Raw genomic sequence first — 22,123 nt, forward strand, 5'->3', positions numbered from 1 at the left:
GCAAGGTGCCGGAACATACGGGTAGCGTCGGGAGCACACCCGAGGTGATCCACCAAACCGAGACATACCGACGGCGATCAGGAAAGTAGGGCCGCAGGACAATGGCGCGTATCGGAGACGGCGGTGATCTGCTGAAGTGCTCATTCTGCGGAAAGAGCCAAAAGCAAGTCAAGAAGCTCATCGCGGGACCCGGTGTGTACATCTGCGACGAGTGCATCGACCTCTGCAACGAGATCATCGAAGAGGAGCTCGCCGACGCCGATGACGTCAAACTCGACGAGCTGCCCAAGCCCGCCGAGATTCGCGAATTCCTCGAGGGCTACGTCATCGGTCAGGACACCGCCAAGCGCACGTTGGCCGTCGCGGTCTACAACCACTACAAGCGAATCCAGGCTCAGGAGAAGTCGCGCGACTCGCGCGCGGAGCCCGTCGAGCTGGCCAAGTCCAACATCTTGATGCTCGGTCCCACCGGCTGCGGCAAGACCTACCTGGCCCAGACCCTCGCCAAGATGCTCAACGTTCCCTTTGCGATCGCCGACGCCACGGCGCTGACCGAGGCCGGGTATGTCGGTGAGGACGTCGAGAACATTTTGCTCAAGCAGATCCAGGCCGCCGACAATGACGTAAAGCGCGCCGAGACCGGCATCATCTACATCGACGAGGTCGACAAGATCGCCCGCAAGAGCGAGAACCCGTCGATCACGCGCGACGTCTCCGGTGAGGGCGTGCAGCAGGCACTCCTGAAGATCCTCGAGGGCACGCAGGCGTCAGTCCCGCCGCAGGGCGGCCGCAAGCACCCGCATCAGGAGTTCATCCAGATCGACACCACGAATGTGCTGTTCATCGTGGCGGGTGCGTTCGCCGGGCTGGAGCGGATCGTGTCCGACCGCGTCGGCAAGCGCGGTCTCGGCTTCGGCGCCGAGGTCCGCTCGAAGGCGGAGATCGACACGCAGGACCACTTCGCCGAGGTCATGCCCGAGGACCTGATCAAGTTCGGCTTGATACCGGAGTTCATTGGGCGCCTGCCGGTCGTGGCGTCGGTGACCAACCTGGACAAGGAATCTCTGGTCACCATCCTTTCGCAGCCGAAGAACGCGCTGGTGAAGCAGTACGCTCGGCTGTTCGAAATGGACGGTGTCGAGTTGGAGTTCACCCCCGACGCGTTGGAGTCCATCGCCGACCAGGCCATTCACCGCGGCACCGGTGCTCGCGGGTTGCGTGCCATCATGGAAGAGGTCCTGCTGCCGGTGATGTACGACATCCCCAGCCGCGACGACGTCGCCAAGGTCGTGGTGACCAAGGAGACCGTCGAGGACAACGTTCTCCCGACGATCGTGCCGCGCAAGCCGACGCGCTCCGAGCGCCGCGACAAGAGCGCCTAACCCTCTTTCGGTCGTACTGAGGGTCGTGAATCTACGAGATTCACGACCCTTCGTGCATTCGGATCATTCATTGGCTGAGTTCCACTCGTAGGGGAGAAATTTCCCGTCGAACGTCACCACGACGCGGTCGCCGCCGGGATGAGGCCTCCTCTCGACGTCGAGACTGAAGTTGATGGCGCTCATGATGCCGTCGCCGAACTGCTCGTGGATCAACTCCTTGATCGCTCCGCCGTACACCGAGAGTGCCTCGTAGAACCGGTAGATCGTCGGATCGGTGGGTACCGCGGTCGGCAGACCACCTCGCGTCGGCACCGCCGCGAGCACGGGCCACCGCGGCGTCGTCGAGACCGAGCAGCTCGACCAGGACTGCACCCAACGCTGGCGGAATCGGGTGTTGGCCGAGCAACGCCGCGGTCGTCCACACCACTGGGCGCTCGATCGCGTCGGCGAGTTCCTGCCAGGTGAGGGCCTTGGCGAGCCGGGCCGCGATGATCTGCTGGGTGATCTCTTCTCTCGTCATGCCGTTCAGGATCCGCTGTGGCTGTTTCGCCGGTGTGACAAGCGGTGGTGATTGCCAGTGACGTCGTCGACGAGCGCGGCGATCTCGGCGATTCCGTCGCGCCGCGCGAAGTCCGCCTCCAGTTCGCGGGCGCGGCGCAGATAGCGTCCGTCGCTCAGGACCCGACGCACGGCGCCTCGGATCACTTCGGCGCTGGGCCTGCCCGTCCTGAGGTCGATGCCCGCCCCCGACCACGCGACGCGGGCGGCGACCTCGGGTTTGTCCTCCGTGCTACCGGCAACGATGAGTGGAACGCCCGTCGACAGCGCGCGCTGGACGGCCCCGTACCCACCGTTGGTGACCATCACGTCGACCTTCGGCAGCAATACGTCGTGCGGAATGTATTCGACGACACGGGCATTGGCGGGCCGTGCCACCGTGATGTCGCGAACGTCCCGCCCGCCGGTCGTCGCGACGACAGTCACGTCATCCCCGCCGAGCGCCTCGATGCACGGCTCGATGAGCCGGCTGAGATCCTCGTTGTCGACGGTGCCCTGAGTGACGTGGACGACGGGCCGAGCGCCGTCCAACTCGTCCCACCACCCAAGACGTACGTACTCGTGGGACGGAAGCGGGTGCACCCTTCCGACGAAGCGGACGTTCGGCGGCAGGTCGCTGCGAGGGTATTCGAAGCTCGGCACGGTCGCCACGATGAACCTGTCCGCGAGCACGCCGACGTCGAGGAGGAACATCGGGAGCCTCGGCGCGCCAATCTCTTTCAGCATTGCATTCGCGGCGCGGTGCGACTGCCGGAGCGCCACCTTCTGGGAGTAGAGGTTAAGGACCAGGTTGCGCAGGTGTCCGAACATGCCAGGGTGCGGAGGCAAGCCCAGTCCGGCTGGCGCGGTGTCACGGCTCGACAGCATCAGCGGTGTCGGGGTGTAGTACAGCACGGGGGGCCGGCGCGCCGGGTCTCCCAGCAGGAACGGGATGACTCCGACGAAACCGTAGTCGACGATCATCGCGTCGAACCGGGTGCGGGCCATCGCCGCCGACAGTTCGGCGACCTGATGGCGCATCGGCACCAGGAACATTCGAATGATCGCGAGGTTGAGTGCCTCGATACCCGAGGTCCCACCGCGGGTCGACGAGTCGAACTGCGAATCGTCGAGATCGGCGATCGGTGGCAGCGGATGTAGCTCGGCACCAACCGCTCTGACCGCCGCGGCGTGGACGCCGCCGGTCATCACCGTGACACGGTTGCCGCGGGCCACGAGGTCCGCTGCGACGCCGAGCAAGGGGCTGACGTGTCCGGTCGGAGACAGCACTGCGATGAGGATGTGCGGCACGTGCGCCTCGCCGTCAACGGGTGGTCGTGAGGGTGCGGTCGTGGGACGGCGCCCCCACACTGTGTTCGGCGATGACTTCGTAGACCAGGTCGGCGATTTCGGCGACTCCATCACGGCGAGCGTAGGCGCGTTGCAGGCTCCGTGCGGCGGTGCGGTACGCCGCGTCTTCGAGTACCTCGCGCACCGCGCGTCGCACGGCGCCTGGGCTCGGAGTACCGGTCCGCAGATTGACGCCGACGCCGAATCGTTCGACGCGTGCGGCGACCTCGGGCTTGTCTTCGGTGTTGCCCGCGACGATCAGCGGCACCCCGGCCGTCAGCGCCCGCTGCACGGCGCCGTACCCGCCGTTGGTGATCATGACGTCCACCGAGGGGAGCAACATGTCGTGCGGGATGAACTCGGCGACGAACGTGTTCGACGGCAGCGGCTTGCGAAGTTGGGAGGTCGGACGCCCGCCGGTGGTCACCACGACGGTGACGTCCTCGTCGGCGAGCGCCTCGATCGTCGGTTCGATCAGCCTGCCCACCTCGGCGTTGTCGATGGTGCCCTGCGTGACGTGCACGACGGGCCGGTCTTCGGACAGCTCGCTCCACCACCGTGGCGCGACGAATCCGTCGGTGGGTTCGGGATTGACCGCGCCGACGAACCTCACGTGGGCCGGCAGGTCGCTGCGGTGGTACTCGAACTTCGGGATGGTGGGGACGATCATCCGGTCGGCCAGCACGGCGGAATCGAGCACGAAGACGGGCAGTTCCGGCTGGCCCAGCGCCTCCAGCATGAGTTCGGCGGCTCGGTGGGACGGACGCAGGAGAGCCTTCTGCGACGCCACGTTCAACGCGCGGTTCCGCAGTCGGCCCAACGCTCCGGTGCCGGGAAGGAGGCCGGTGCCGCCCGGCGCGGTGTCCCGACTGCTCAGGAGCAGTGGCGTCGTGGAGTAGGTCAGCACCGGGGGCCGGTTGGCGCGCTCTCCCAACAGCATCGGCAACACGCCGAAGAAGAAGGCATCGGCGATGACGGCGTCGAACCGTCGGGTGGCCATCAACTCGTCCAGCGCAGCGGCCTGGTGCGGCAGCGGTCGCACGAAGATGTGCTTGACGTCGAAGTTCACTCGCGCGACGCCGGACGTCTCGGCGCGCCCAGGAAGGTCGGCGTCCAACGACGAGTCGTCGTAATCCGCGCCGTAGGGCAACGGGTGCAGGGTCGAACCCGTCGCTCGAACCTTGTCGGCATGCCGGGCCGACGTTAGGAAGGTGACGTCATGGCCTCGGATCACCAGGCCGCGGGCCACGTTCAGCAGCGGCGCGACGTGTCCGGTGGGTGGGCATGCCGCGATCAGAATCTCTGCCATGGTGATGGCTCCCTCGTTCGTTCGTACGTTCATCGACAGGAGTCGATGTTTCGCGATCGAGCGGTCTCGAGCTTGGAGGTTGTGTGGAGATCGGGTGGAGATCGCAGGTAGGGGCAGGGCTGCCTTACTGAACCTGGCGCCTCAAGGGGCCGCTACCGGCGCGTCGAGGCGGTCCGGCACGCGTTCGACGCGTCCAACGAGGAAGACGTACGAAGCGATGCCGACCGCGGTGATGACCGTCATGTAGACGAATCCCGGTGCGAAGCTGGCGTCGGTGACGATCAAACCGATGATTATCGGTGTGGCGATCGACGACAGGTTGCCGATGAAGTTGAACATTCCGCCGGTAATGCCGATCAGGCGCATCGGAGCCAGTGCAGACACCAGAGACCACGTGATCGACGCCAATCCATTGCCGAAGAACGCGATCGACAGGAAGACGATGACCAGTGTGGTCGAGTCGGTGAAGTTCGCCCCGAGCATGGCGGTGCTCAGCAGCAGCCCCGTCACGATGGGGCCCTTGCGAGCGGCGCCGAGTGAGAACCCCCGTTTGAACAGGAAGTCGGAGAACAACCCAGAGAACAGAACACCGACGAGCGCGGCGATGAACGGCAACGAGGCAAGGAAGCCGGACTTGATGTAGTCCATGTCGCGGTACTCGACGAGATAGGTCGGAAACCACGTGAGGAAGAACCAGAGCGTTGAGGTCAGGCAGAACTGGCCGAGATAGATGCCCCACAGTTTCCGGTGCCCGAGGACCGTTGCGAGGTCCGATCGGGTGACGGCCGCACGGGTGGGGTTCTGATCGAGGTCGACGAGTCCGCCACCTTCCTTGATCAACGCGATCTCGGCGTCGTTGGCGCGAGAGTCTCTGGGTTCGCGATACTTCAGGTACCAGATGCCGCCCCACACGACGCCGACGACGCCCGTAGCGACGAACACCCAGTGCCAAGACGTGACGGCCTGCAACCAGGACAGGACGGGGGTGAGCAACGCCAGGCCGATGAATTGCCCGGACGTGTAGAAACCGATCACCGAGGCTCGCTCCCGCTCGGGGAACCACGCCGTGGCGACCCGGTTGTTGATGGGGTACGCCGGGGCTTCGAAGGCTCCAACCATCAGCCGCAACATGATGAGGGCAACGAAGCCGCCGATGATCCCCATGAGAACCGTTGCCAAGGACCAGAGTACGAGGCAGGACGGATAGAGGATCCTGGGCGGAATGCGGTCGATCAGCCATCCGCCCGGGATCTGCAGTGCTGCGTAGGTCCACCCGAACGCAGACAGCAGGAGCCCCTGCTGCGCCTTGGATATGTCAAGTTCGGACGCGATCGCCGGCATCGCGATGGAGAGGTTGGCTCGGTCCACGTAGTTGATCACGACCGTCACGAACAGCATGACCGCGATGAGCACGCGGGCTCTGGTCGCCGGGGTGGTGGAGTTCAGGCTTGCGCGCATGTGGGGCGTCCTCACCATTCCGCAATCGAGCCGTCAGTGTGGCGCCAGACGGGGTTGCGCCATCGATGGCCTTCGGCAGCGCGTTGCGCCACGTAGTCTTCGTTGACCTCGATGCCAAGACCGGGTCCTGAAGGGATGTTGACGAAGCCGTCGACATACTCGAAAACCGTTGGGTCGACCAGGTAGTCGAGGAGATCGTTGGTGGTGTTGTACTGGATTCCAAGGCTCTGCTCTTGAATGGCGGCGTTGTAGCATCCGGCGTCGATCTGCAGGCATGTCGCCAGGGCGATGGGACCGAGTGGACAGTGAAGCGCCAGAGCGACGTCGTAGGCCTCTGCCATGTGAGCGATCTTGCGGGCCTCGGTGATTCCACCGCAGTGTGACGGATCAGGCTGGATGATGTCGACGGCACCGCTGCTCAGGACATTCTTGAAATCCCAACGAGAGAACAGCCTTTCGCCAAGGGCGATGGGAATCGGAGATTGCCGCAGCACATCGAGGAAGCCGTCCAGGTGCTCGGAGAGTATCGGCTCTTCGACGAACATCAGATGGAATGGCTCCAGTTCCCGCAGGAGAACCTTGGCCATCGGCTTGTGAACGCGTCCGTGGAAGTCGACGCCGATGCCGATGTGGGGGCCCACGGCGTCGCGGACCGCTGCGACGTTGGATACGCAGCGCTCGACCTTATCCCAGCTGTCCAGGTACTGAAGTTCCTCCGTCCCGAGCATTTTCACGGCAGAGAAACCGCGGTCGACGGCATCGCGTGCCGCGGTGGCCGTGTCAGCCGGCCGGTCGCCGCCCACCCAGGAGTAAACCTTGATGCGGTCACGGACCCTGCCGCCAAGCAGTTCGTAGGCGGGAAGGCCGACGGCCTTGCCCTTGATGTCCCAGAGTGCCTGGTCGATGCCGGCCAAGGCGCTCATGTGGATGCCACCACCGCGATAGAAGCCACTGCGGTAGAGAACGTTCCAAAGATCCTCGATCTGCGTGGGATCTTGTCCGATGAGGTAGTCGGAGAGTTCCTCGACTGCCGCCGCGACCGTGGCGGCACGACCTTCCAGTACGGGTTCGCCCCATCCCACCAAACCGTCGTCGGTCTCGATCTTGAGGAACAGCCACCGTGGGGGCACAGCGTAGGTGGTCAGGGACGCTATCTTCATGGCGCTACTTCCTTCGTGTTTCAGTTGCTGCGGGCGGAGATGTCAGGAGTCGAGTGACCGCGAATCGGCCCAGATCTCGGCGAACCCGCGTGCACGGACGCGGACGTCGTCGGGATTGTCGCCTGGGCGATAGAGGCAGCTGCCGATTCCGGCTCCGCCCGCTCCTGCCACCGCCCACGCCGCCAGGTTGGAGTGGTCGATCCCCCCGACCGGGATCAGTTCGGTACCCGCTGGCAGGACGGCCTGAATCGCCTTCATCCCAGTGATTCCGAGGGATTCGGACGGAAATAATTTGAGGCTGCGAGCACCCGCTCTCAGGGCGGTGAATGCCTCGGTCGGTGTTGCGACACCGGGGTAGGGACGCAACCCTCTGGACACCGCCGCCGCGATGACTTCCGGATCCGTGTTGGGCGCGACGATGATCTTGGCGCCGGCGGATTCGGTCCTGATGAGATCTTCGACCGATAACACGGTGCCTGCGCCGATGACGCACCTGGTGCCGACCGCGGTGGCCAGGAGTTCGATCGAACGCAATGGGTTGGGGGAGTTCATCGGTACTTCGATTGCGGTGAAGCCCTCGTCGACCAGTGCCGTGCCGACGGCGACGACGTCGTTGGGGGTGATCCCTCGCAGGATGGCGACCAAGCCGGTTTCCGTGGCAATGGGGGCGTTCATAGGGTGGTCGCCTCCTGTCGAATACTGCGGTTCGGGTCGACCAGTCCGGCTCGCTGGGCAACCACCCACAGCCCGCGGACGGTCGCCTCTTCCGTGACGATCCGGGGTTCCGCACCGCATTCGGTCAGCGCCGTGGCGTATCGCCGGCAGAGATCTGGCGCACCGCACAACGTGATTCGTTGAGGGTTCACGCACGTCGGTAGTCGATGTCGAACTTCGTCGGCGATGAGGACACCCGACACGTAGTCGGGAAGCGAATCCGCATCGAGCAGACCGTCGAGGACCAGCGCGCGCCCGCCGAACAGTTCGCTGGGCAATCCCCTGTCCGCTGCGGTACGAAGGCCACGGGCGTATGCGCTGTCGTCGCGTCGACCGGGCCGTGCGGTCCTGGCGAGGAGACCGTGCCCGATGAGCAGGCCGAAGATTTCGCCGGTCATCACGGTGGTGAAGGAGATGACCTCTCGCTTGTCCACCTGGACCCATTTGGTGTGGGTGCCGGGCAGCACGATCGTGTGTGGCAGGTCGGTGTGCTCGACCAGATCGAGAACGCCGATCAGCTGAGTTTCCTCGCCGCGAAGCACGTCTCCAGGTGCGTCACGGCGGGAGGCGATCCGCAGGCCCGGGACGAGGTGCACGCTTCCGAGTCGATGGTGCACCTCGGTGAGATCCGCTCCGTTGACGGCGAGATCGGTTGGGACGGAAAGGTAGCCGGCGTCGGTCCAGCCCTCCGAACTGCCGACCATTCCGCATGCGATGGAGGGAAGTTGGGGGTTCTCGTGTATCCAGTCGCCGCAGACGTCCAGGTAGATCCGCTCGTGCTCGGCGGTGCGTTCGTTGGTGGGCAGTTCGGCAATGCTGAGTGATCCCTTGGCGTGGCGGCGCGTTGCGAGGATCCGGCCGCCATCTCCCATGAGCCATGCCCGCAGGGAGGTCGTGCCCCAGTCGACGGCGATGAGCACTGGGGTCCGCGGGATGGTGGTGGCATGGGTCACGAGGCCACTGTCGGAAGTCTGTCCCGGATTTGCAACTGTCGTCCCCATATATGGAATGCTCGACGATATGTACGGATTGACGGCCGAGATCCCCGCGGGCACGCAGACGCTGGCTCGCGGGCTATCGGTGATTCAGGCCGTTGCCGACGGCGCCGTCGATTTGCGAACCGTGGCCGAGCGAACAGACTTGGGGCGCAGCACGGCACACCGGTTGATTCAACTGCTGCTCCAGCAAGGCTTCCTGCGGCTCGGGACCAAGGGGTACTCGCTCGGTCCGGCCTTGATCGATCTGGGATTCAAAGCGCTGCACGGCAATCCGCTCCCCGTGGTTGCGCGGCCGGTACTGGAGGAACTCTCGGCGCAGGTGAGCGACACCGTGCACCTCGCAGTCGAAGACGGGGGCTCGGTGCTGTATCTCGACAAACTGCCAGGCTCCCGAGGCGCCGAAATGCGCTCTCGCATCGGCTACCGAATGCCGTTGACGCGGGCTGGTGTCGGGAAGGCGCTGTTGCTGGACTCCGCGGACCGATGGCGCGACGCCTTCGAGGCCGACTTGGCACACCCGCAGCTCTCGCCGATCGCCAAGGACATCGACGTCGAGGACTTCTGCACGCGGATGCGCAGTTTCGCCCGGCGCGGTGCTGCCCTGGATTTGGAGGACAACGAGCCGGGCATCCGATGTGTCGCAGCGCCAGTCCGCGATGTGTCAGGAAAGATCGTGGGCGCGATCAGTGTGTCCGCGACCAGGCCGTACATGCCGTCCGCCCGGATGCGTGGTCTGGTGCCCGTCGTCTCACGCGCCGCCGGCCGCATCTCAGCTGCGCTCGGCTACCAGGAGAACTGACGAGGCTCGCCGCGACGGTGCCGAGCTTCGCCACCATGTCAGTGCTTGACGCGGTCCGGACGGGTGTAGACGTTCATCGAATCGTCACGGAGGAACGCCACCAACGTCAAACCGGCCTGGCTTGCCAGGTCGACCGCCAGTGAGGACGGTGCGGACACTGCCGCGAGCACGGGGATGCCGGCCATGACCGCCTTCTGGGTGAGTTCGAACGATGCGCGCCCGCTGACCAGTAGAACGGTGCCCGTCAACGGGATTCGGTCGTTCTCCAGCGCCCAGCCGATGACCTTGTCGACGGCGTTGTGCCGTCCGATGTCCTCGCGGACGACGAGCATCGTGCCGTCCGAGTCGAACAGTGCAGCGCCGTGTAGGCCGCCGGTGGCGGCGAAGATCCGCTGCGCACTGCGGAGTTGATCGGGCATGGCGGACAACGTCTCGGAGGCGACCACGGTGGGATCGTCGCCGGGGGAGTGGCGGGTGATCAACTGGATGGCGTCGATGGAACCCTTGCCGCAGATACCGCAGGACGATGTGGTGTAGAAGTTGCGGGTCACGTCCACGTCGGGCATGGGCACGTTCGGGGCCAGCGTCACGTCGAGCACGTTGTAGGAGTTCCCGCTGTCATTCGGCGGGCTGGAGCGCAGCGACTCGGGGTTCGGTACTGCCGCGCCGCGGCAATACTGGACTGTCGCGATGTCGTCCCGTTGACCGATCACGCCTTCGGTGAGCAGAAAGCCTTGTGCCAGTTCGACATCGGAGCCGGGCGTGCGCATCGTGACGGTGATCACCGCGCCGTTGATGCGAATCTCCATCGGCTCTTCGACGGCCAGGGTTTCGGCCCTCGAGGTCGCCGAGTCGGCGGTGAGATGGCTGGCCCGCCTGCGCGCCGTGACCCTACCCACGAGCTTCCAGTCGGATCAGCACTGCCTTGGAGACCGGCGTATTCGATTTGGCCGCGACGTGGTCAAGGGCGACCAGCGAGTTGGTCTCGGGGTAATAGGCCGCCGCGTTGCCCACCGGTGTCGAGTACGGCACGATCATGAAGTCCTCGGCACGGCGTTCCTCGACTTCGCCTGCCGCGTCTGCGAACTCGGAGACGAGGTCGACGCGTGCGCCTTCGGCGAAGCCGAGCGAAGCGATGTCAGCGGGGTTGACGAAGATCACCCGACGGCCGCCCTTCACCCCTCGGTAACGGTCGTCGAGCCCGTAGATCGTCGTGTTGTACTGGTCGTGGCTGCGCAGCGTCTGCAGCACCAGCCGACCCTCGGGGACCGGAATCCACTCCAGCGGGTTCACCGCGAAGTTGGCCTTGCCCGTGGTGGTGGGGAACTCGCGAGAATCACGCGGCGGGTGGGGGAGCTGGAAGCCGTCGGGCTGGCGGACCTTCCGGTTGTAGTCCGCACAGTCGGGAACGACGGCGGCGATCGCGTCGCGCACCCGGTCGTAATCGGCCGGGAAGGTCTCCCAGGGCACCGGGTGGTCCTCACCCAACACGGCGCGGGCCAGCTGCGAGACGATGGCGACTTCGCTTCGCACCTGTTCGCCCGGCGGCTGCAGGCTGCCGCGGGACAGATGCACCATCGACATCGAATCCTCGACGGAGACCTGCTGTTTGACGCCACTCTGCAGGTCCTTGTCGGTCCGGCCGAGCGACGGCAGGATCAGCGCCGTGGTGCCGTGCACGACGTGGCTGCGGTTCAGTTTGGTCGAGACCTGCACGGTGAGCGAGCAGCTGCGTAGCGCGGCCTCGGTGACTTCGGTGTCCGGGGTTGCCATCGCGAAGTTTCCGCCCATCCCGATGAACACCGATGCGCGCCGGTCGCGCATGGCGCGGATGGCGTCGACGGTGTCCATCCCGTGCTTGCGCGGACTGACGATGCCGAACTCGGTGTCGAGTGCAGCCAGGAACGGCTCGGGCATCTGCTCCCAGATCCCCATGGTGCGGTCGCCCTGCACGTTGGAGTGACCGCGCACCGGGCACACCCCCGCACCGGGCTTGCCGATCATGCCGCGCATCAGCAGCACGTTGGTGAGCTCGGAGATCATCGGGACCGCGTGACGGTGCTGCGTGAGGCCCATCGCCCAGCACGCGATCGTGCGCTCCGAGGAGATGAACATCTGCGCCACCCGCTCGAGCTGGTCGCGGTCGATGCCCGTGGCCTCGAGCACGGTGTCGATGTCGACCGCGCGTGCCTGTGCCTCCCACGCCTCGAAGTTCGCGCAATGTTCGGCGATGAAGTCGCGGTCGACCACGGTGCCCGGCGCGCGATCCTCGGCCTCGAGGAGCAGCCTGCCCAGCCCGGCGAACAGAGCCATGTCGCCGCCGAGACGGATCTGCACGAACTCGTCGGCGATGCCGATACCGCGGCCGATGACGCCGTGCACCTTCTGCGGATCCTTGAACCGCATCAGACCGGCTTCGGGCAACGGGTTGATCGCGATGACCTTCGCGCCGTTCTCCTTGGCCTTCTCCAGTACCGACAGCATGCGAGGGTGGTTCGTGCCGGGGTTCTGTCCCGCGATGACGATGAGGTCGGCGTCTTCGAGGTCTTCGACGGTCACCGAACCCTTGGCGATGCCGATCGACTCGGTCAGAGACGTCCCGGACGACTCGTGGCACATGTTCGAGCAGTCCGGAAGGTTGTTCGTTCCGTAGCTGCGCACCAGCAACTGATAGAGGAAGGCAGCCTCGTTGCTGGTCCGCCCGGATGTGTAGAAGACCGCCTCGTCGGGGCTGTCGAGCGCATTCAGATGCTGGGCGATCACGTGGTACGCGTGGTCCCAGCTGATCGGTCGGTAGTGGTCTCGTGTTGGATCTGAGCCAGCGCGCAGCAGCATGGGGTGGGTCAGGCGGCCCTGCTGGCTCAGCCAGTACTCGGGGCGCTCGGCCAGGTCGGCGATGGAGTGCCGTGCGAAGAACTCCGGCGTGACGACGCGCTTGGTGGCCTCTTCGGCGACCGCCTTGGCACCGTTCTCGCAGAACTCGGCGAACTTGCGGCCACCGTGCTCCTCGGGCCATGCGCAGCCTGGGCAGTCGAATCCCTTTCGCTGGTTGAGCCGGACCAGCGCGGCGGCCGTGCGAAACGGACCCATCGACGTCACGCCGCGCTGCAGCGAGACCATCACCGCCTTCACGCCGGCGGCCTCGTGCTCCGCGCCGGTGGTGACGACGTCGTGCTCGTCGTACTTCACCCCGATGTCGTGGGTGACATCGCGACCAGTCATTCGACGCCGGATTCCCATGTTTCCAATCTAGGCCTGTGGTCGAAACCCGTCGCCACCGCACCGGCGGCGGTATACACCTTGAGGTGTATCATGGTGTCATGTCGCGGACGAACATCGACATCGACGACGAACTGGTAGCCGTCGTGATGAAGACCTACCGGCTCGACTCCAAGCGAAGCGCGGTCGATTTCGCGCTGCGCAGACTCGTCGGTGATCGAATGTCACGCGACGAAGTGCTGGCAATGCAAGGCACTGGCTTCGAATACACCAACGACGAAATCGAGTCATTCTCAGGCGTGGATCTCGGCCCGAACGATGAGTTCTAGTTGATCGTCGACACCTCGGTGTGGATCGACTTCCTCAACACGTCCACGTCGAACGCCAGCCAATGGCTAAGGGAGCGGATTGCCGCTTCCTCAGCCGTGGTCGTGCCTGAGCTCGTGATGATGGAACTGCTCATCGGCCAGACGAGCGAAACAATGGCGTCGGATCGACTCCGGCTGCTGCAGCACTTTGGTATCGAGCCGCTCGCTCCGATGCGCGACGCCGAGAACGCGGCTGCAATCCATCGTCAGTGCAGGCGACAGGGCGACACGGTGCGTAGCATGACCGATTGCCTGGTGGCAGCGATGGCGCTGCGGCTCGACGTGCCCGTCGCGCATCGGGACCGCGACTTCGAGGTCATTGCCGCGCATTGCGGGCTGCAGACGTTGTCGTTGCTCTGAGATTCGTCCCAAAATGCGTCCGTACATTGCGTCGATGAGCTCCGGTACGGTCGTACCAAGAACTTCGCTGAGCGCCACCAGTGTGGACAACCCTCGGGCGCTTCGCCCAACGGCACGATCCGACCTGCGCCCTCGGTCGGGACACCGGAGGGAAGGAGCCCGGTGGTGGTCGGGGTGGAAGTGCCGGACGTTGCTGAAGTGTCAGGAGACGACGGTCTTTGCGTCGTTTCGCCCGCGCAGAGAAGCAGCATCCCCGTCACCAGCAATGGGAGTGCACGGTTCATTCCCCCTCACTGCCCGTATTCCGCATCCGCATTGTGGCGGTGACGCGCACGTAACAGTCCTGGAACCTGGCGTTCTTAGTGTGGGCCGGTCGGCGTCCGCGAACAACGACCGGACGCCCCGCAGCGATAGGAACTCAATTGAGCGGAAACGCCACCCGTTTGCAGGCGATCAACAATGTCGAGGGTTATGTGCCGCCGACTGCGAGCTTCGACCCGGGCGAAGCACCTGGCGAGATCTTCGGATCCAACGTCTTCAGCAAGTCCGTCATGCAGCAGCGGCTGCCCAAGAACATCTACAAGTCCGTCATGGCGACGATCGAGCATGGCGCGAAGCTCGACCAGTCGGTTGCCGACGCGGTCGCCTCCGCGATGAAGGACTGGGCGCTGGAGAAGGGCGCGACCCATTACGCGCACGTCTTCTACCCGCTGACCAACCTCACCGCGGAGAAGCACGATAGCTTCCTGGAGCCGGTCTCGGACGGCTCGACGCTGGCCGAGTTCGCGGGCAAGACCCTGATTCAGGGTGAGCCCGACGCCTCCAGCTTCCCCAGCGGCGGCCTGCGCAACACCTTTGAGGCCCGTGGCTACACCGGCTGGGACGTCACCAGCCCGGCCTACGTGCTGGAGAACCCCAACGGCAACACGCTGTGCATCCCGACCGTCTTCGTCTCGATGACGGGTGAGGCGCTTGATCACAAGACGCCGCTGCTGCGTTCGCAGCAGGCGATGGGTGCCCACGCCGAGCGCATCCTGACGCTGTTCGGTCATACCAAGCCCGACCACGTCGTCTCGTTCTGTGGTGCCGAGCAGGAGTACTTCCTGATCGACCGCCACTTCTTCGTGGCCCGCCCCGACCTGCTCAACTCGGGACGGACGCTGTTCGGCCACAAGCCGCCCAAGGGTCAGGAATTCGACGACCACTACTTCGGCGCCATCCCGGAGCGCGTGCTCGGCTTCATGATGGACACCGAGCGTGAACTGTTCAAGCTGGGCATCCCGGCCAAGACACGGCACAACGAGGTCGCGCCGGGCCAGTTCGAGATCGCCCCGATGTTCGAGCGGGCCAACATCGCCGCCGACCATCAGCAGCTGCTGATGACGACGTTCAAGACCATCGCCAAGAAGCACGGCATGGAGTGCCTGTTCCACGAGAAGCCCTTCGCCGGTGTCAACGGTTCGGGTAAGCACGTCAACTTCTCGCTGGGCAACGCCGATCTCGGCAGCCTCCTGGTCCCCGGCGACACCCCGCACGAGAACGCGCAGTTCCTGGTGTTCTGTGCGGCCGTCATCCGGGCCGTGCACAAATACGGCGGCCTGCTGCGGGCGTCGGTGGCCTCAGCCACCAACGACCACCGGCTCGGCGCCAACGAGGCCCCGCCCGCGATCATCTCGATCTTCCTCGGCGACCAGCTCGCCGACGTGTTCGAGCAGATCGCCAAGGGTGCGGCCACGTCGTCGAAGGGTAAGGGCTCGATGATCATCGGGGTCGACACGCTGCCGGTGCTGCCCACCGATCCCGGCGACCGCAACCGCACCAGCCCGTTCGCCTTCACCGGCAACCGCTTCGAGTTCCGCGCGCCGGGCTCGCTGCAGTCGGTGGCGGGGCCGATGGTCACGATCAACACGATCATGGCCGAGGCGCTGGACTACTGCGCCACCGAGCTGGAGAAGGCAGTCGCGGATGGCACCGACTTCGACAAGGCAGTGCAGACGCTGCTAACGAACATCATCACCGAACACGGTGCGGTGGTGTTCAACGGCGACGGCTACTCGGACAACTGGCAGGTTGAAGCCGCTTCTCGCGGGTTGCCGAACCTGAAGACCACGCTGGATGCGCTGCCGGAGTTGATCAAGCCGGACGCGATCGCACTGTTCGAGAAGTACAGCGTATTCAACGACCGGGAGATGCACAGCCGCTACGAGATCGGCCTGGAGCAGTACGCGCTCACGGTCGGCGTCGAGGCCCGCCTGACCCTGGAGCTCGGTACGACGGTGATCCTGCCTGCGGCGCTGCGCTACCAGACCGAGCTGGCCTCGAACGTCGCCACCCTCAAGGCCGCAGGCATCGAGCCCAGCACCGTGTTGCTCGAGGACCTCTCGGCGACCGTTGCCGATCTGGTCAGCGCGTTGGTCGATCTGAAGAAGGGCGTCGAGGACCACTCGGCGACCGAGGCGATGGACGAGGCCGCACACATGCAGAGCCTGCTGCCGGCGATGGACGCGGTCCGTGCCGCGGCCGACTCGCTGGAAAGCGTGGTGGCCGACGATCTGTGGCCGCTGCCGACCTACCAGGAGATGCTCTACATCCTCTGATCAGACCCGGAGCCGCCCCGGCGGCGACATCGGACATCGTCGAGTGTGGAGGTATCCCGTCCCCTGTGGCGGGCACTGGTAACCGCAGCCTCCACACTCGACGGTTCAGTTAGGTGTTCCACCTCACCCTCGCACGCACCTCACCCCTCGCACGCACCTCACCCTTTGCCGCGAGCGTGCGTGTCTGTACCACGACACGCCGGGCACGACGGTATTTCGCGCACGCTCGCGGGCCGCCTTCGTCAATCCGATGCCTATCGAAGTATTGATGAATTAATGTTTTGTGCGTCCGCCAGCCTTGGCGCAGGATCGAGATTCGATGTCAGGCGAGCTACCCCTGATGCATCACGTTGTCTTCGCCGTGGCACCCGAACGTCTCGACACGGCGATGGAGTTCTTGGAGGGCCCTTGGCCTTCGGTTTCAGACGCACGAGTTGCCAGACGTCGGTCTACGGGTGGCCCTGGACTGGGATCGCGGCATCGAACTCGTCACGCCTACCGCTGACTCGCCGTCGAATCCCGGTTCTGTAGCCGACTTTCTGGCTCAGCGCGGTGATGGCGTGTACTCGGTGGTCATCCGGTTCGACGGCGCAGACACCTCTACGGAGATCGCGCGACGATGCGGGGCGTCGTGCGAATTCCGGCAAGACCGCAGCGAGCATGGCCTCGAGCTCGTCGAGGTTCAACTCGCCACCATGCTCGGGATGCCACTGACACTGTTGTCCACGAATCTGCTGTGAGTACGGATCGTGCAGGACGTACCCAATATAAAATTGAACGCACTATGTTTATGACTCAATGACGGACAGGGGCTGATCGTGGGTTCGTTGGACGGCAAGGTGGCAATCGTCACCGGTACCAGCCGCGGCGTCGGAGACGGGATCGCAGAGGAGTTGTTGCGCGAGGGGGCCACCGTTGTTGGCTGTTCTCGTTCCCCGCTCGATGAGATGCCGGCGGCAGCGAGAGTTCCCGGCGGTCGCGAACGCTCCGCACAATGGGTGTGCGACCAAGGCGACCACCGCGCGATCGATGCCTTCGTGGGCAGGGCGATGGATGCCTACGGGCGGGTCGACATCCTGGTCAACAACGCGGGTGGGACCGTCCCGAGTCCCAGCGTGGACGCCGTTCCAGAACTGGTGCAACGGATTCAGGGCAGTCCGCGCAGCGATGACGGCTTCGAGCGCAGTGTGCTGTTCCACGCTTTCGCCATCCAGATGAACCTCATCAGCCCGCTCTGGTTCGCCATCCGGGTCAGTCGTGAGATGCGCCGCGGTGGCGGGGGATCCATTGTCAACATCTCGAGCGGAGCAGGCCATCCGGCCGGCTCGCCGACACTGGTGTCCTACGGTGCGGCGAAGTCCGGCCTGAATCATCTGACACGGTCACTCGCTCAGGAATGGGGACCGCAGATCCGGGTGAACTGCCTCGCGCTCGGCCCCACCATGACCGAGAACTTCCGAGACTTCGTGCTGCCATCGGATGACAAGGACGGCAGTGAGTACTTCAAGAAGGTTCCGCTCAAGCGCGCAGGCGGCGCCGCCGAGGTCGGTCGGACCGTTGTGTTCCTGTGTAGCGGACAGGCCGACTACGTCAACGGGACCACCATCGAGATCGACGGCGGCATGTTGCCGGGCGTCCTCTACGACGCAGGCCTGAAGCCCATCACCGACCTGTTGTGAGACACCGGGAGTTCCCTTGACATTCAGAGTGATTCAGTTCTCGACTGGCAACGTGGGCCAGCACGCACTGCGGCACGTCATCGAGCACCCCGACCTCGAACTGGTCGGGGTCCACGCCAGCAGTCCGAGAAAGATCGGCCGCGACGCCGCAGACCTGTGCGGTCTGGCCAAGGACACCGGGATCATCGCGACCGATGACCTCGACTCCCTGGTGGCCCTGCATGCCGACTGTGTCGTGTACACCTCGCGGGGAGAGACTCGGGCGATCGATGCGCTTGCCGAGATCACCGCCTTTCTGCGCGGCGGTACGAATGTGGTTGCGACGTCGCTGGTCTGGCTGATCAATCCCGAGACCGCCCCTGCGTGTCTTCGCGATCCGCTGGAAGCGGCCTGCCTCGAAGGCGGTACCACGATGTACGTCAACGGCATCGACCCCGGGTTCTGCGGGGACATGTTGCCGTTCGCCGCGCTGAGCCTGTGCCAATCCGCGACATCGGTGACCGTCCAGGAGGTCTTCGACTACGGGACCTACGACGACGCCGAGTTCACTGGCGTGAGTTTCGGTTTCGGCTTCACTCCCGAGCAGATCCGCCGTTGATGTTCCTGCCCGGTGTGCTGCGTTCGATCTGGGGCGGGCCGGTGCGGCATCTGGCCGACCGTACGGGGATCGAACTCGACGAGGTCCGCGAGCGACACGAGACGTGGGTGACCCGCGAGCCGATCGACTGCACCATGATTCACGTCGACCCCGGCCACATCGCGGCGGTGCGGTTCGCAGTCGAGGGAATGACGGGCGGGGAGCCGGTGATCGTCATGGAACACGTGAATCGCCTCACCCAGGCCGCAGCGCCCGACTGGCCCTATCCACCCGACGGGCGGGGCGGCGTACACCGCGTCGTCGTGACCGGCAGGCCAGGTGTCGAGATCAATGCCCATGTGGGCTCCGGGGAGATCGATCAGAACGAGTGCGGTGTCATCGCCACCGCAGCCAAGGCGATCAACTCCGTCGCGGCGGTATGTGTCGCGCCGCCGGGTATCGTCTCGCTGCGAGATCTGCCGATCGTTCAAGTTCACGGTGTGATGCGATGACGACAGCCCGGCAGGCCCGGTCCCGCCCGGCGCCGACACGCCGCGGCGAAACACGTCAGCAGCGCGGCGACGAGACCCGGGCGGCGATCATCGCCGAAACGGTGGCTTGCATCCTGGAGGAGGGATTCGGCGCGGCCAGCGCGAAGCACATCACCGAACGGGCCAACGTCAGCTGGGGCGTGATCCAGTACCACTTCGGCGACCGCGACCAACTGCTGATGGCCGTGGTCGACGAGGGCTTCGATGGGTTGCGACGCACCCTCGCCGACGTCGCCATCCCGAACGGTCCGCTGCGAGAACGGGTTTCCACCGTCGTCGAGGCCGCGTGGTCGGCATTCAGCAATCCGACGTCCCTGGCGGCCCAGGAGATCCTGGTGGCCACCCGCGTCACTCGCAACAAGAAGCTCAAGGGCCACCTCGCCGAACTGAACGAAGGACTGAACGCACTCGGCGCCAAGTTGGTCCCCGACCGCGACAGCACGGCGATCGCCGACCTCATCTGGGCGTGCTTGCGCGGGTTGACTCTGCCGCAGATGGTTTCGCCCACGAAGTACGAAACAAGTCGGCGACTCGACGCGTTGATCGATGTCCTGACGTTGTACCTCTCGGCCGAGAGCCTGTTCGGACGATCTGGTCTCGGTCGGTGAGGTCAGAGCACGCTGAGCGCTGACTCCGCAGCGAGTTTCAGCGCCTGGTCCACCGGAAGCGCCCGGTAGGACGTCGACAGGATCTCCACACCCCACGGCTCGTCGAAGCCGAGGTTGCGTAGCACCCGCACCAGTCCGGTCAAATCGAAAGAGCCCTCGCCGCAGAGCAACCGGCGATCGACGGTGTCCTCGAACAGCGTCCCGATCACCTCGGGTGCTGCATCGTCCAGCTCGACACCGAAGATCATCTCCGGCCGCAGCGCGGTGCAGAGCTCATCCAGGGAGGTACCCGCCCGGAACACGTGCCAGGCGTCGACGAGCAGGCCTGCTGCCGGATGTCCTGCCGCAGCAATGATTTCGGCACCCATCGGTACCGTGGCGATGGCCGAGAAGGGCATCGTCTCGATCGCGATCCGCGTTCCGTGTGCGGCCGCCTGCGCCGCGAGTTCCCGCAACGGTACGGCGAGGCGCATCGGATCGGAGATCGCTGGTCCGTTCTCGGAACCGATCTTGACGAAGACCGGCGCCAACGCTTCGGCGGCCTCGAACAGAAGGTCGCGAACCTCGTGGGTGTGGCCGGGTTGACCGCGCGGAATCCACCACCGCTCGAGCAATTCGATCTCGGTGTGAATCAACCCGGCCTCGGCGATCAGGCCAGACAACGCCGCGAAGCCGATGGAGTCGCGGATCGCGATCAGGTCATCGGCGATCAAGCCGAATCCGTAAAAGCCCGCATCCGCGATCGCGGTGATCCGCTCACCGATCGGGACGGGACTGGTACCTGGCTTGTCGGCCGGGGAGACGTTGCCGGCACTACTCCACGACGTGGCGATGAGCCTGTGTTGCTTCACCATCGATGGCTCCTGGTCTCCGCGAGCGTGCCCAACCTGCCGCCGCGAGCGGCGTGTCGCCGGTCAGACACGCACGCTCGCGGCAAAGGGTGGATGACTCTCTATTGGTTCTGGGGGAAGCCGAGTTCGATGCCGCCGTGGCTGGGATCGAGCCAGCGGCTGGTGACGGCCTTGGCGCGGGTGAAGAAGTGCACACCCTCGGTGCCGTGGGCATGCGTGTCGCCGAACAGCGAGGCCTTCCAGCCGCCAAAGCTGTAGTAGGCCATCGGCACGGGGATGGGCACGTTGATGCCGATCATGCCGACCTCGACCTCGTTCTGGAAGCGCCGGGCGGCGCCGCCGTCGTTGGTGAAGATCGCGGTGCCGTTGCCGTACGGGTTGGAGTTGATCAGGTCGAGTGCCTCGTCGTAGGACTCGACACGCACGACCGACAACACGGGGCCGAAGATCTCGTCGGTGTAGACGCTCATCTCAGGCGTGACGTGATCGATCAGGGTGGGACCCAACCAGAAGCCGTCAGTGTTCCGCCCGGCACCGCCCGTGACGGTGCGTCCGTCGACGACGATCTTCGCGCCGTCGGCCTCGCCTGCGTCGATGTAGGAGGCGACCTTGTCGCGGTGCGCCTTGGTGACAAGTGGGCCCATGTCGGAATCCTTGGTCCCGTCGCCGATCTTCAGCGGCGTTGTGCGCTCGGCGATCTTGGCCACCAACTCGTCGGCGATGGGGCCCACGGCGACGCATGCCGAGATGGCCATGCAGCGTTCGCCCGCGGAGCCGAAGCCTGCGTTGACCATCGAGTCGGCGGCCAGATCCAGGTCCGCGTCGGGCAGGATCACCGCGTGGTTCTTCGCACCGCCCAAGGCCTGGACGCGCTTGCCCGCGGCGGTTCCGGTGGTGTAGACGTACTGGGCGATCGGCGTGGACCCGACGAAGCTAATCGACTTGAGCGCGGGATTGGTCAGCATCTCGTCGACGACGGTCTTGTCGCCTTGGAGGACGTTGAACACCCCGGGGGGAAGCCCGGCCTCGGCCCACAGTCCGGCCATCCACAGCGACGCCGAGGGGTCCTTCTCCGACGGCTTGAGGACGACGGTGTTGCCCGCGGCGATCGCGATGGGGAAGAACCACATCGGCACCATGGCCGGGAAGTTGAACGGTGAGATGATTCCGACGGGGCCGAGGGGCTGGCGGATCGAGTAGATGTCGACCTTGGTCGAGGCGTTCTCGGTGAAGCCGCCCTTGAGCAGATGCGGGATACCACAGGCGAACTCGACGACCTCTTGGCCGCGGCTCACCTCGCCGAGGGCGTCGGAGACCACCTTGCCGTGCTCGCTGGTGATGATCTCGGCGAGCTCGCCCTTGCGGTTGTTGAGCAGTTCGCGGAAGTTGAACAGGATCTGCGTGCGCTTGGTCAGCGAGGTGTCGCGCCACGCCGGGAACGCGGCGGCGGCTGCGTCGATCACGGCGCGCGCATCTTCGACGCCGCCCAGCGAAAGCTCGCCTGTGATCTCACCTGTGGCGGGGTTCGTCACCGGCGCCGTGGTGCCTGCGGTGCCCGGGTAGGCCTTGTTGTTGATCCAGTGCCCGATGGTGTTGGTCATTTCCA

18 protein-coding genes and 2 pseudogenes are annotated in these 22,123 nt (G+C 65.1%); 9 read left to right on the top strand and 11 right to left on the bottom strand.

All coding sequences use genetic code 11. The annotated features are described in order from the left end of the window. Positions 1–101 precede the first annotated feature (101 nt). The gene (clpX, locus tag QOI01_RS14185; protein ID WP_526381895.1) at positions 102–1,382 is read left to right on the top strand and encodes an ATP-dependent Clp protease ATP-binding subunit ClpX; all 1,281 of its coding nucleotides are present in this window, start codon (positions 102–104) and stop codon (positions 1,380–1,382) included. 63 nt (positions 1,383–1,445) lie between these two features. Here the strand turns inward: clpX and cynS are convergent. The 7 genes and pseudogenes from cynS to QOI01_RS14220 all read right to left on the bottom strand — a co-directional run bounded on the left by cynS (position 1,446) and on the right by QOI01_RS14220 (position 8,863). After that, a pseudogene (gene cynS, locus QOI01_RS14190) lies at positions 1,446–1,902 on the bottom strand (cyanase). 5 nt (positions 1,903–1,907) lie between these two features. After that, positions 1,908–3,230 carry a nucleotide disphospho-sugar-binding domain-containing protein gene (locus QOI01_RS14195; protein ID WP_526381896.1) on the bottom strand — a complete coding sequence of 441 codons (1,323 nt, stop codon included), beginning with the start codon at positions 3,228–3,230 and terminating at the stop codon, positions 1,908–1,910. 13 nt (positions 3,231–3,243) lie between these two features. Continuing rightward, positions 3,244–4,578 carry a glycosyltransferase gene (locus QOI01_RS14200; RefSeq protein WP_526381937.1) on the bottom strand — a complete coding sequence of 445 codons (1,335 nt, stop codon included), beginning with the start codon at positions 4,576–4,578 and terminating at the stop codon, positions 3,244–3,246. A gap of 141 nt (positions 4,579–4,719) precedes the next feature. Further along, on the bottom strand, positions 4,720–6,036 hold the full coding sequence (locus QOI01_RS14205) for an MFS transporter (RefSeq protein ID WP_526381898.1): 1,317 nt from the start codon (positions 6,034–6,036) through the stop codon (positions 4,720–4,722). A gap of 11 nt (positions 6,037–6,047) precedes the next feature. Further along, positions 6,048–7,196: a galactonate dehydratase gene (gene dgoD, locus QOI01_RS14210; protein WP_526381900.1), complete on the bottom strand. Its 1,149-nt coding sequence runs from the start codon at positions 7,194–7,196 to the stop codon at positions 6,048–6,050. A gap of 42 nt (positions 7,197–7,238) precedes the next feature. Then, positions 7,239–7,871 carry a bifunctional 4-hydroxy-2-oxoglutarate aldolase/2-dehydro-3-deoxy-phosphogluconate aldolase gene (locus QOI01_RS14215; RefSeq protein WP_526381902.1) on the bottom strand — a complete coding sequence of 211 codons (633 nt, stop codon included), beginning with the start codon at positions 7,869–7,871 and terminating at the stop codon, positions 7,239–7,241. Beyond that, on the bottom strand, positions 7,868–8,863 hold the full coding sequence (locus QOI01_RS14220) for a 2-dehydro-3-deoxygalactonokinase (protein WP_526381904.1): 996 nt from the start codon (positions 8,861–8,863) through the stop codon (positions 7,868–7,870). Before QOI01_RS14220 ends, QOI01_RS14215 begins: the two co-directional genes overlap by 4 nt. 55 nt (positions 8,864–8,918) lie before the next feature. On the opposite strand from QOI01_RS14220, the gene QOI01_RS14225 reads away from it, so the two are divergent. Further along, positions 8,919–9,707 (top strand): IclR family transcriptional regulator, encoded by a 789-nt coding sequence (locus QOI01_RS14225; protein ID WP_526381906.1) that lies wholly within the window; start codon positions 8,919–8,921, stop codon positions 9,705–9,707. 38 nt (positions 9,708–9,745) lie between these two features. Here QOI01_RS14225 and fdhD read toward each other — a convergent pair whose 3' ends face one another. Beyond that, positions 9,746–10,606 (bottom strand): formate dehydrogenase accessory sulfurtransferase FdhD, encoded by an 861-nt coding sequence (gene fdhD, locus QOI01_RS14230; protein ID WP_526381908.1) that lies wholly within the window; start codon positions 10,604–10,606, stop codon positions 9,746–9,748. Next, a complete protein-coding gene (locus QOI01_RS14235) occupies positions 10,599–12,947 on the bottom strand; it encodes an FdhF/YdeP family oxidoreductase (RefSeq protein WP_526381910.1) in 2,349 nt (782 codons plus the stop codon). The genes fdhD and QOI01_RS14235 overlap by 8 nt, the downstream gene beginning before the upstream one ends. A gap of 80 nt (positions 12,948–13,027) precedes the next feature. On the opposite strand from QOI01_RS14235, the gene QOI01_RS14240 reads away from it, so the two are divergent. From QOI01_RS14240 to QOI01_RS14270, 7 genes and pseudogenes are all read left to right on the top strand, one after another. After that, positions 13,028–13,255: a type II toxin-antitoxin system VapB family antitoxin gene (locus QOI01_RS14240; protein WP_526381912.1), complete on the top strand. Its 228-nt coding sequence runs from the start codon at positions 13,028–13,030 to the stop codon at positions 13,253–13,255. Then, complete coding sequence (gene vapC, locus QOI01_RS14245) at positions 13,256–13,654, top strand: type II toxin-antitoxin system VapC family toxin (protein ID WP_526381914.1); 399 nt, start codon at positions 13,256–13,258, stop codon at positions 13,652–13,654. Between the two features lie 422 nt (positions 13,655–14,076). Further along, the gene (locus tag QOI01_RS14250) at positions 14,077–16,251 is read left to right on the top strand and encodes a glutamine synthetase III family protein (protein WP_526381916.1); all 2,175 of its coding nucleotides are present in this window, start codon (positions 14,077–14,079) and stop codon (positions 16,249–16,251) included. A gap of 434 nt (positions 16,252–16,685) precedes the next feature. Next, positions 16,686–16,991, top strand: a complete 306-nt coding sequence (locus tag QOI01_RS14255; protein WP_526381917.1) for a VOC family protein — start codon at positions 16,686–16,688, stop codon at positions 16,989–16,991. Positions 16,992–17,069: 78 nt separating this feature from the next. Then, the gene (locus QOI01_RS14260; RefSeq protein ID WP_526381919.1) at positions 17,070–17,930 is read left to right on the top strand and encodes an SDR family NAD(P)-dependent oxidoreductase; all 861 of its coding nucleotides are present in this window, start codon (positions 17,070–17,072) and stop codon (positions 17,928–17,930) included. Between the two features lie 52 nt (positions 17,931–17,982). Then, positions 17,983–19,019 (top strand): annotated as a pseudogene (locus QOI01_RS14265) (NAD(P)H-dependent amine dehydrogenase family protein). Further along, positions 19,016–19,666 (top strand): TetR/AcrR family transcriptional regulator, encoded by a 651-nt coding sequence (locus tag QOI01_RS14270; protein ID WP_526381921.1) that lies wholly within the window; start codon positions 19,016–19,018, stop codon positions 19,664–19,666. The pseudogene QOI01_RS14265 and the gene QOI01_RS14270 overlap by 4 nt, the downstream one beginning before the upstream one ends. A gap of 2 nt (positions 19,667–19,668) precedes the next feature. On the opposite strand, the gene QOI01_RS14275 is transcribed toward QOI01_RS14270, so the two are convergent. Next, positions 19,669–20,520, bottom strand: coding sequence for a sugar phosphate isomerase/epimerase family protein (locus QOI01_RS14275; RefSeq protein ID WP_526381923.1), 852 nt, complete (start codon positions 20,518–20,520; stop codon positions 19,669–19,671). A 98-nt stretch (positions 20,521–20,618) separates the two neighbouring features. Continuing rightward, a complete protein-coding gene (locus QOI01_RS14280) occupies positions 20,619–22,118 on the bottom strand; it encodes a CoA-acylating methylmalonate-semialdehyde dehydrogenase (RefSeq protein ID WP_526381925.1) in 1,500 nt (499 codons plus the stop codon). Positions 22,119–22,123 lie beyond the last annotated feature (5 nt).

The organism is Mycobacterium sp., from assembly GCF_032162605.1.
Classification (GTDB): Bacteria; Actinomycetota; Actinomycetes; order Mycobacteriales; family Mycobacteriaceae; genus Mycobacterium.

Bases quoted from the DNA above. Each gene is read 5' to 3' on its own strand.
- clpX (WP_526381895.1), top strand. From the start codon at position 102: ATGGCGCGTATCGGAGACGGCGGTGATCTGCTGAAGTGCTCATTCTGC.
- QOI01_RS14200 (WP_526381937.1), bottom strand. From the start codon at position 4,578: ATGGCAGAGATTCTGATCGCGGCATGCCCACCCACCGGACACGTCGCG.
- QOI01_RS14205 (WP_526381898.1), bottom strand. From the start codon at position 6,036: ATGCGCGCAAGCCTGAACTCCACCACCCCGGCGACCAGAGCCCGCGTG.
- dgoD (WP_526381900.1), bottom strand. From the start codon at position 7,196: ATGAAGATAGCGTCCCTGACCACCTACGCTGTGCCCCCACGGTGGCTG.
- QOI01_RS14215 (WP_526381902.1), bottom strand. From the start codon at position 7,871: ATGAACGCCCCCATTGCCACGGAAACCGGCTTGGTCGCCATCCTGCGA.
- QOI01_RS14225 (WP_526381906.1), top strand. From the start codon at position 8,919: ATGCTCGACGATATGTACGGATTGACGGCCGAGATCCCCGCGGGCACG.
- QOI01_RS14235 (WP_526381910.1), bottom strand. From the start codon at position 12,947: ATGGGAATCCGGCGTCGAATGACTGGTCGCGATGTCACCCACGACATC.
- QOI01_RS14240 (WP_526381912.1), top strand. From the start codon at position 13,028: ATGTCGCGGACGAACATCGACATCGACGACGAACTGGTAGCCGTCGTG.
- QOI01_RS14270 (WP_526381921.1), top strand. From the start codon at position 19,016: ATGACGACAGCCCGGCAGGCCCGGTCCCGCCCGGCGCCGACACGCCGC.
- QOI01_RS14275 (WP_526381923.1), bottom strand. From the start codon at position 20,520: ATGGTGAAGCAACACAGGCTCATCGCCACGTCGTGGAGTAGTGCCGGC.
- QOI01_RS14280 (WP_526381925.1), bottom strand. From the start codon at position 22,118: ATGACCAACACCATCGGGCACTGGATCAACAACAAGGCCTACCCGGGC.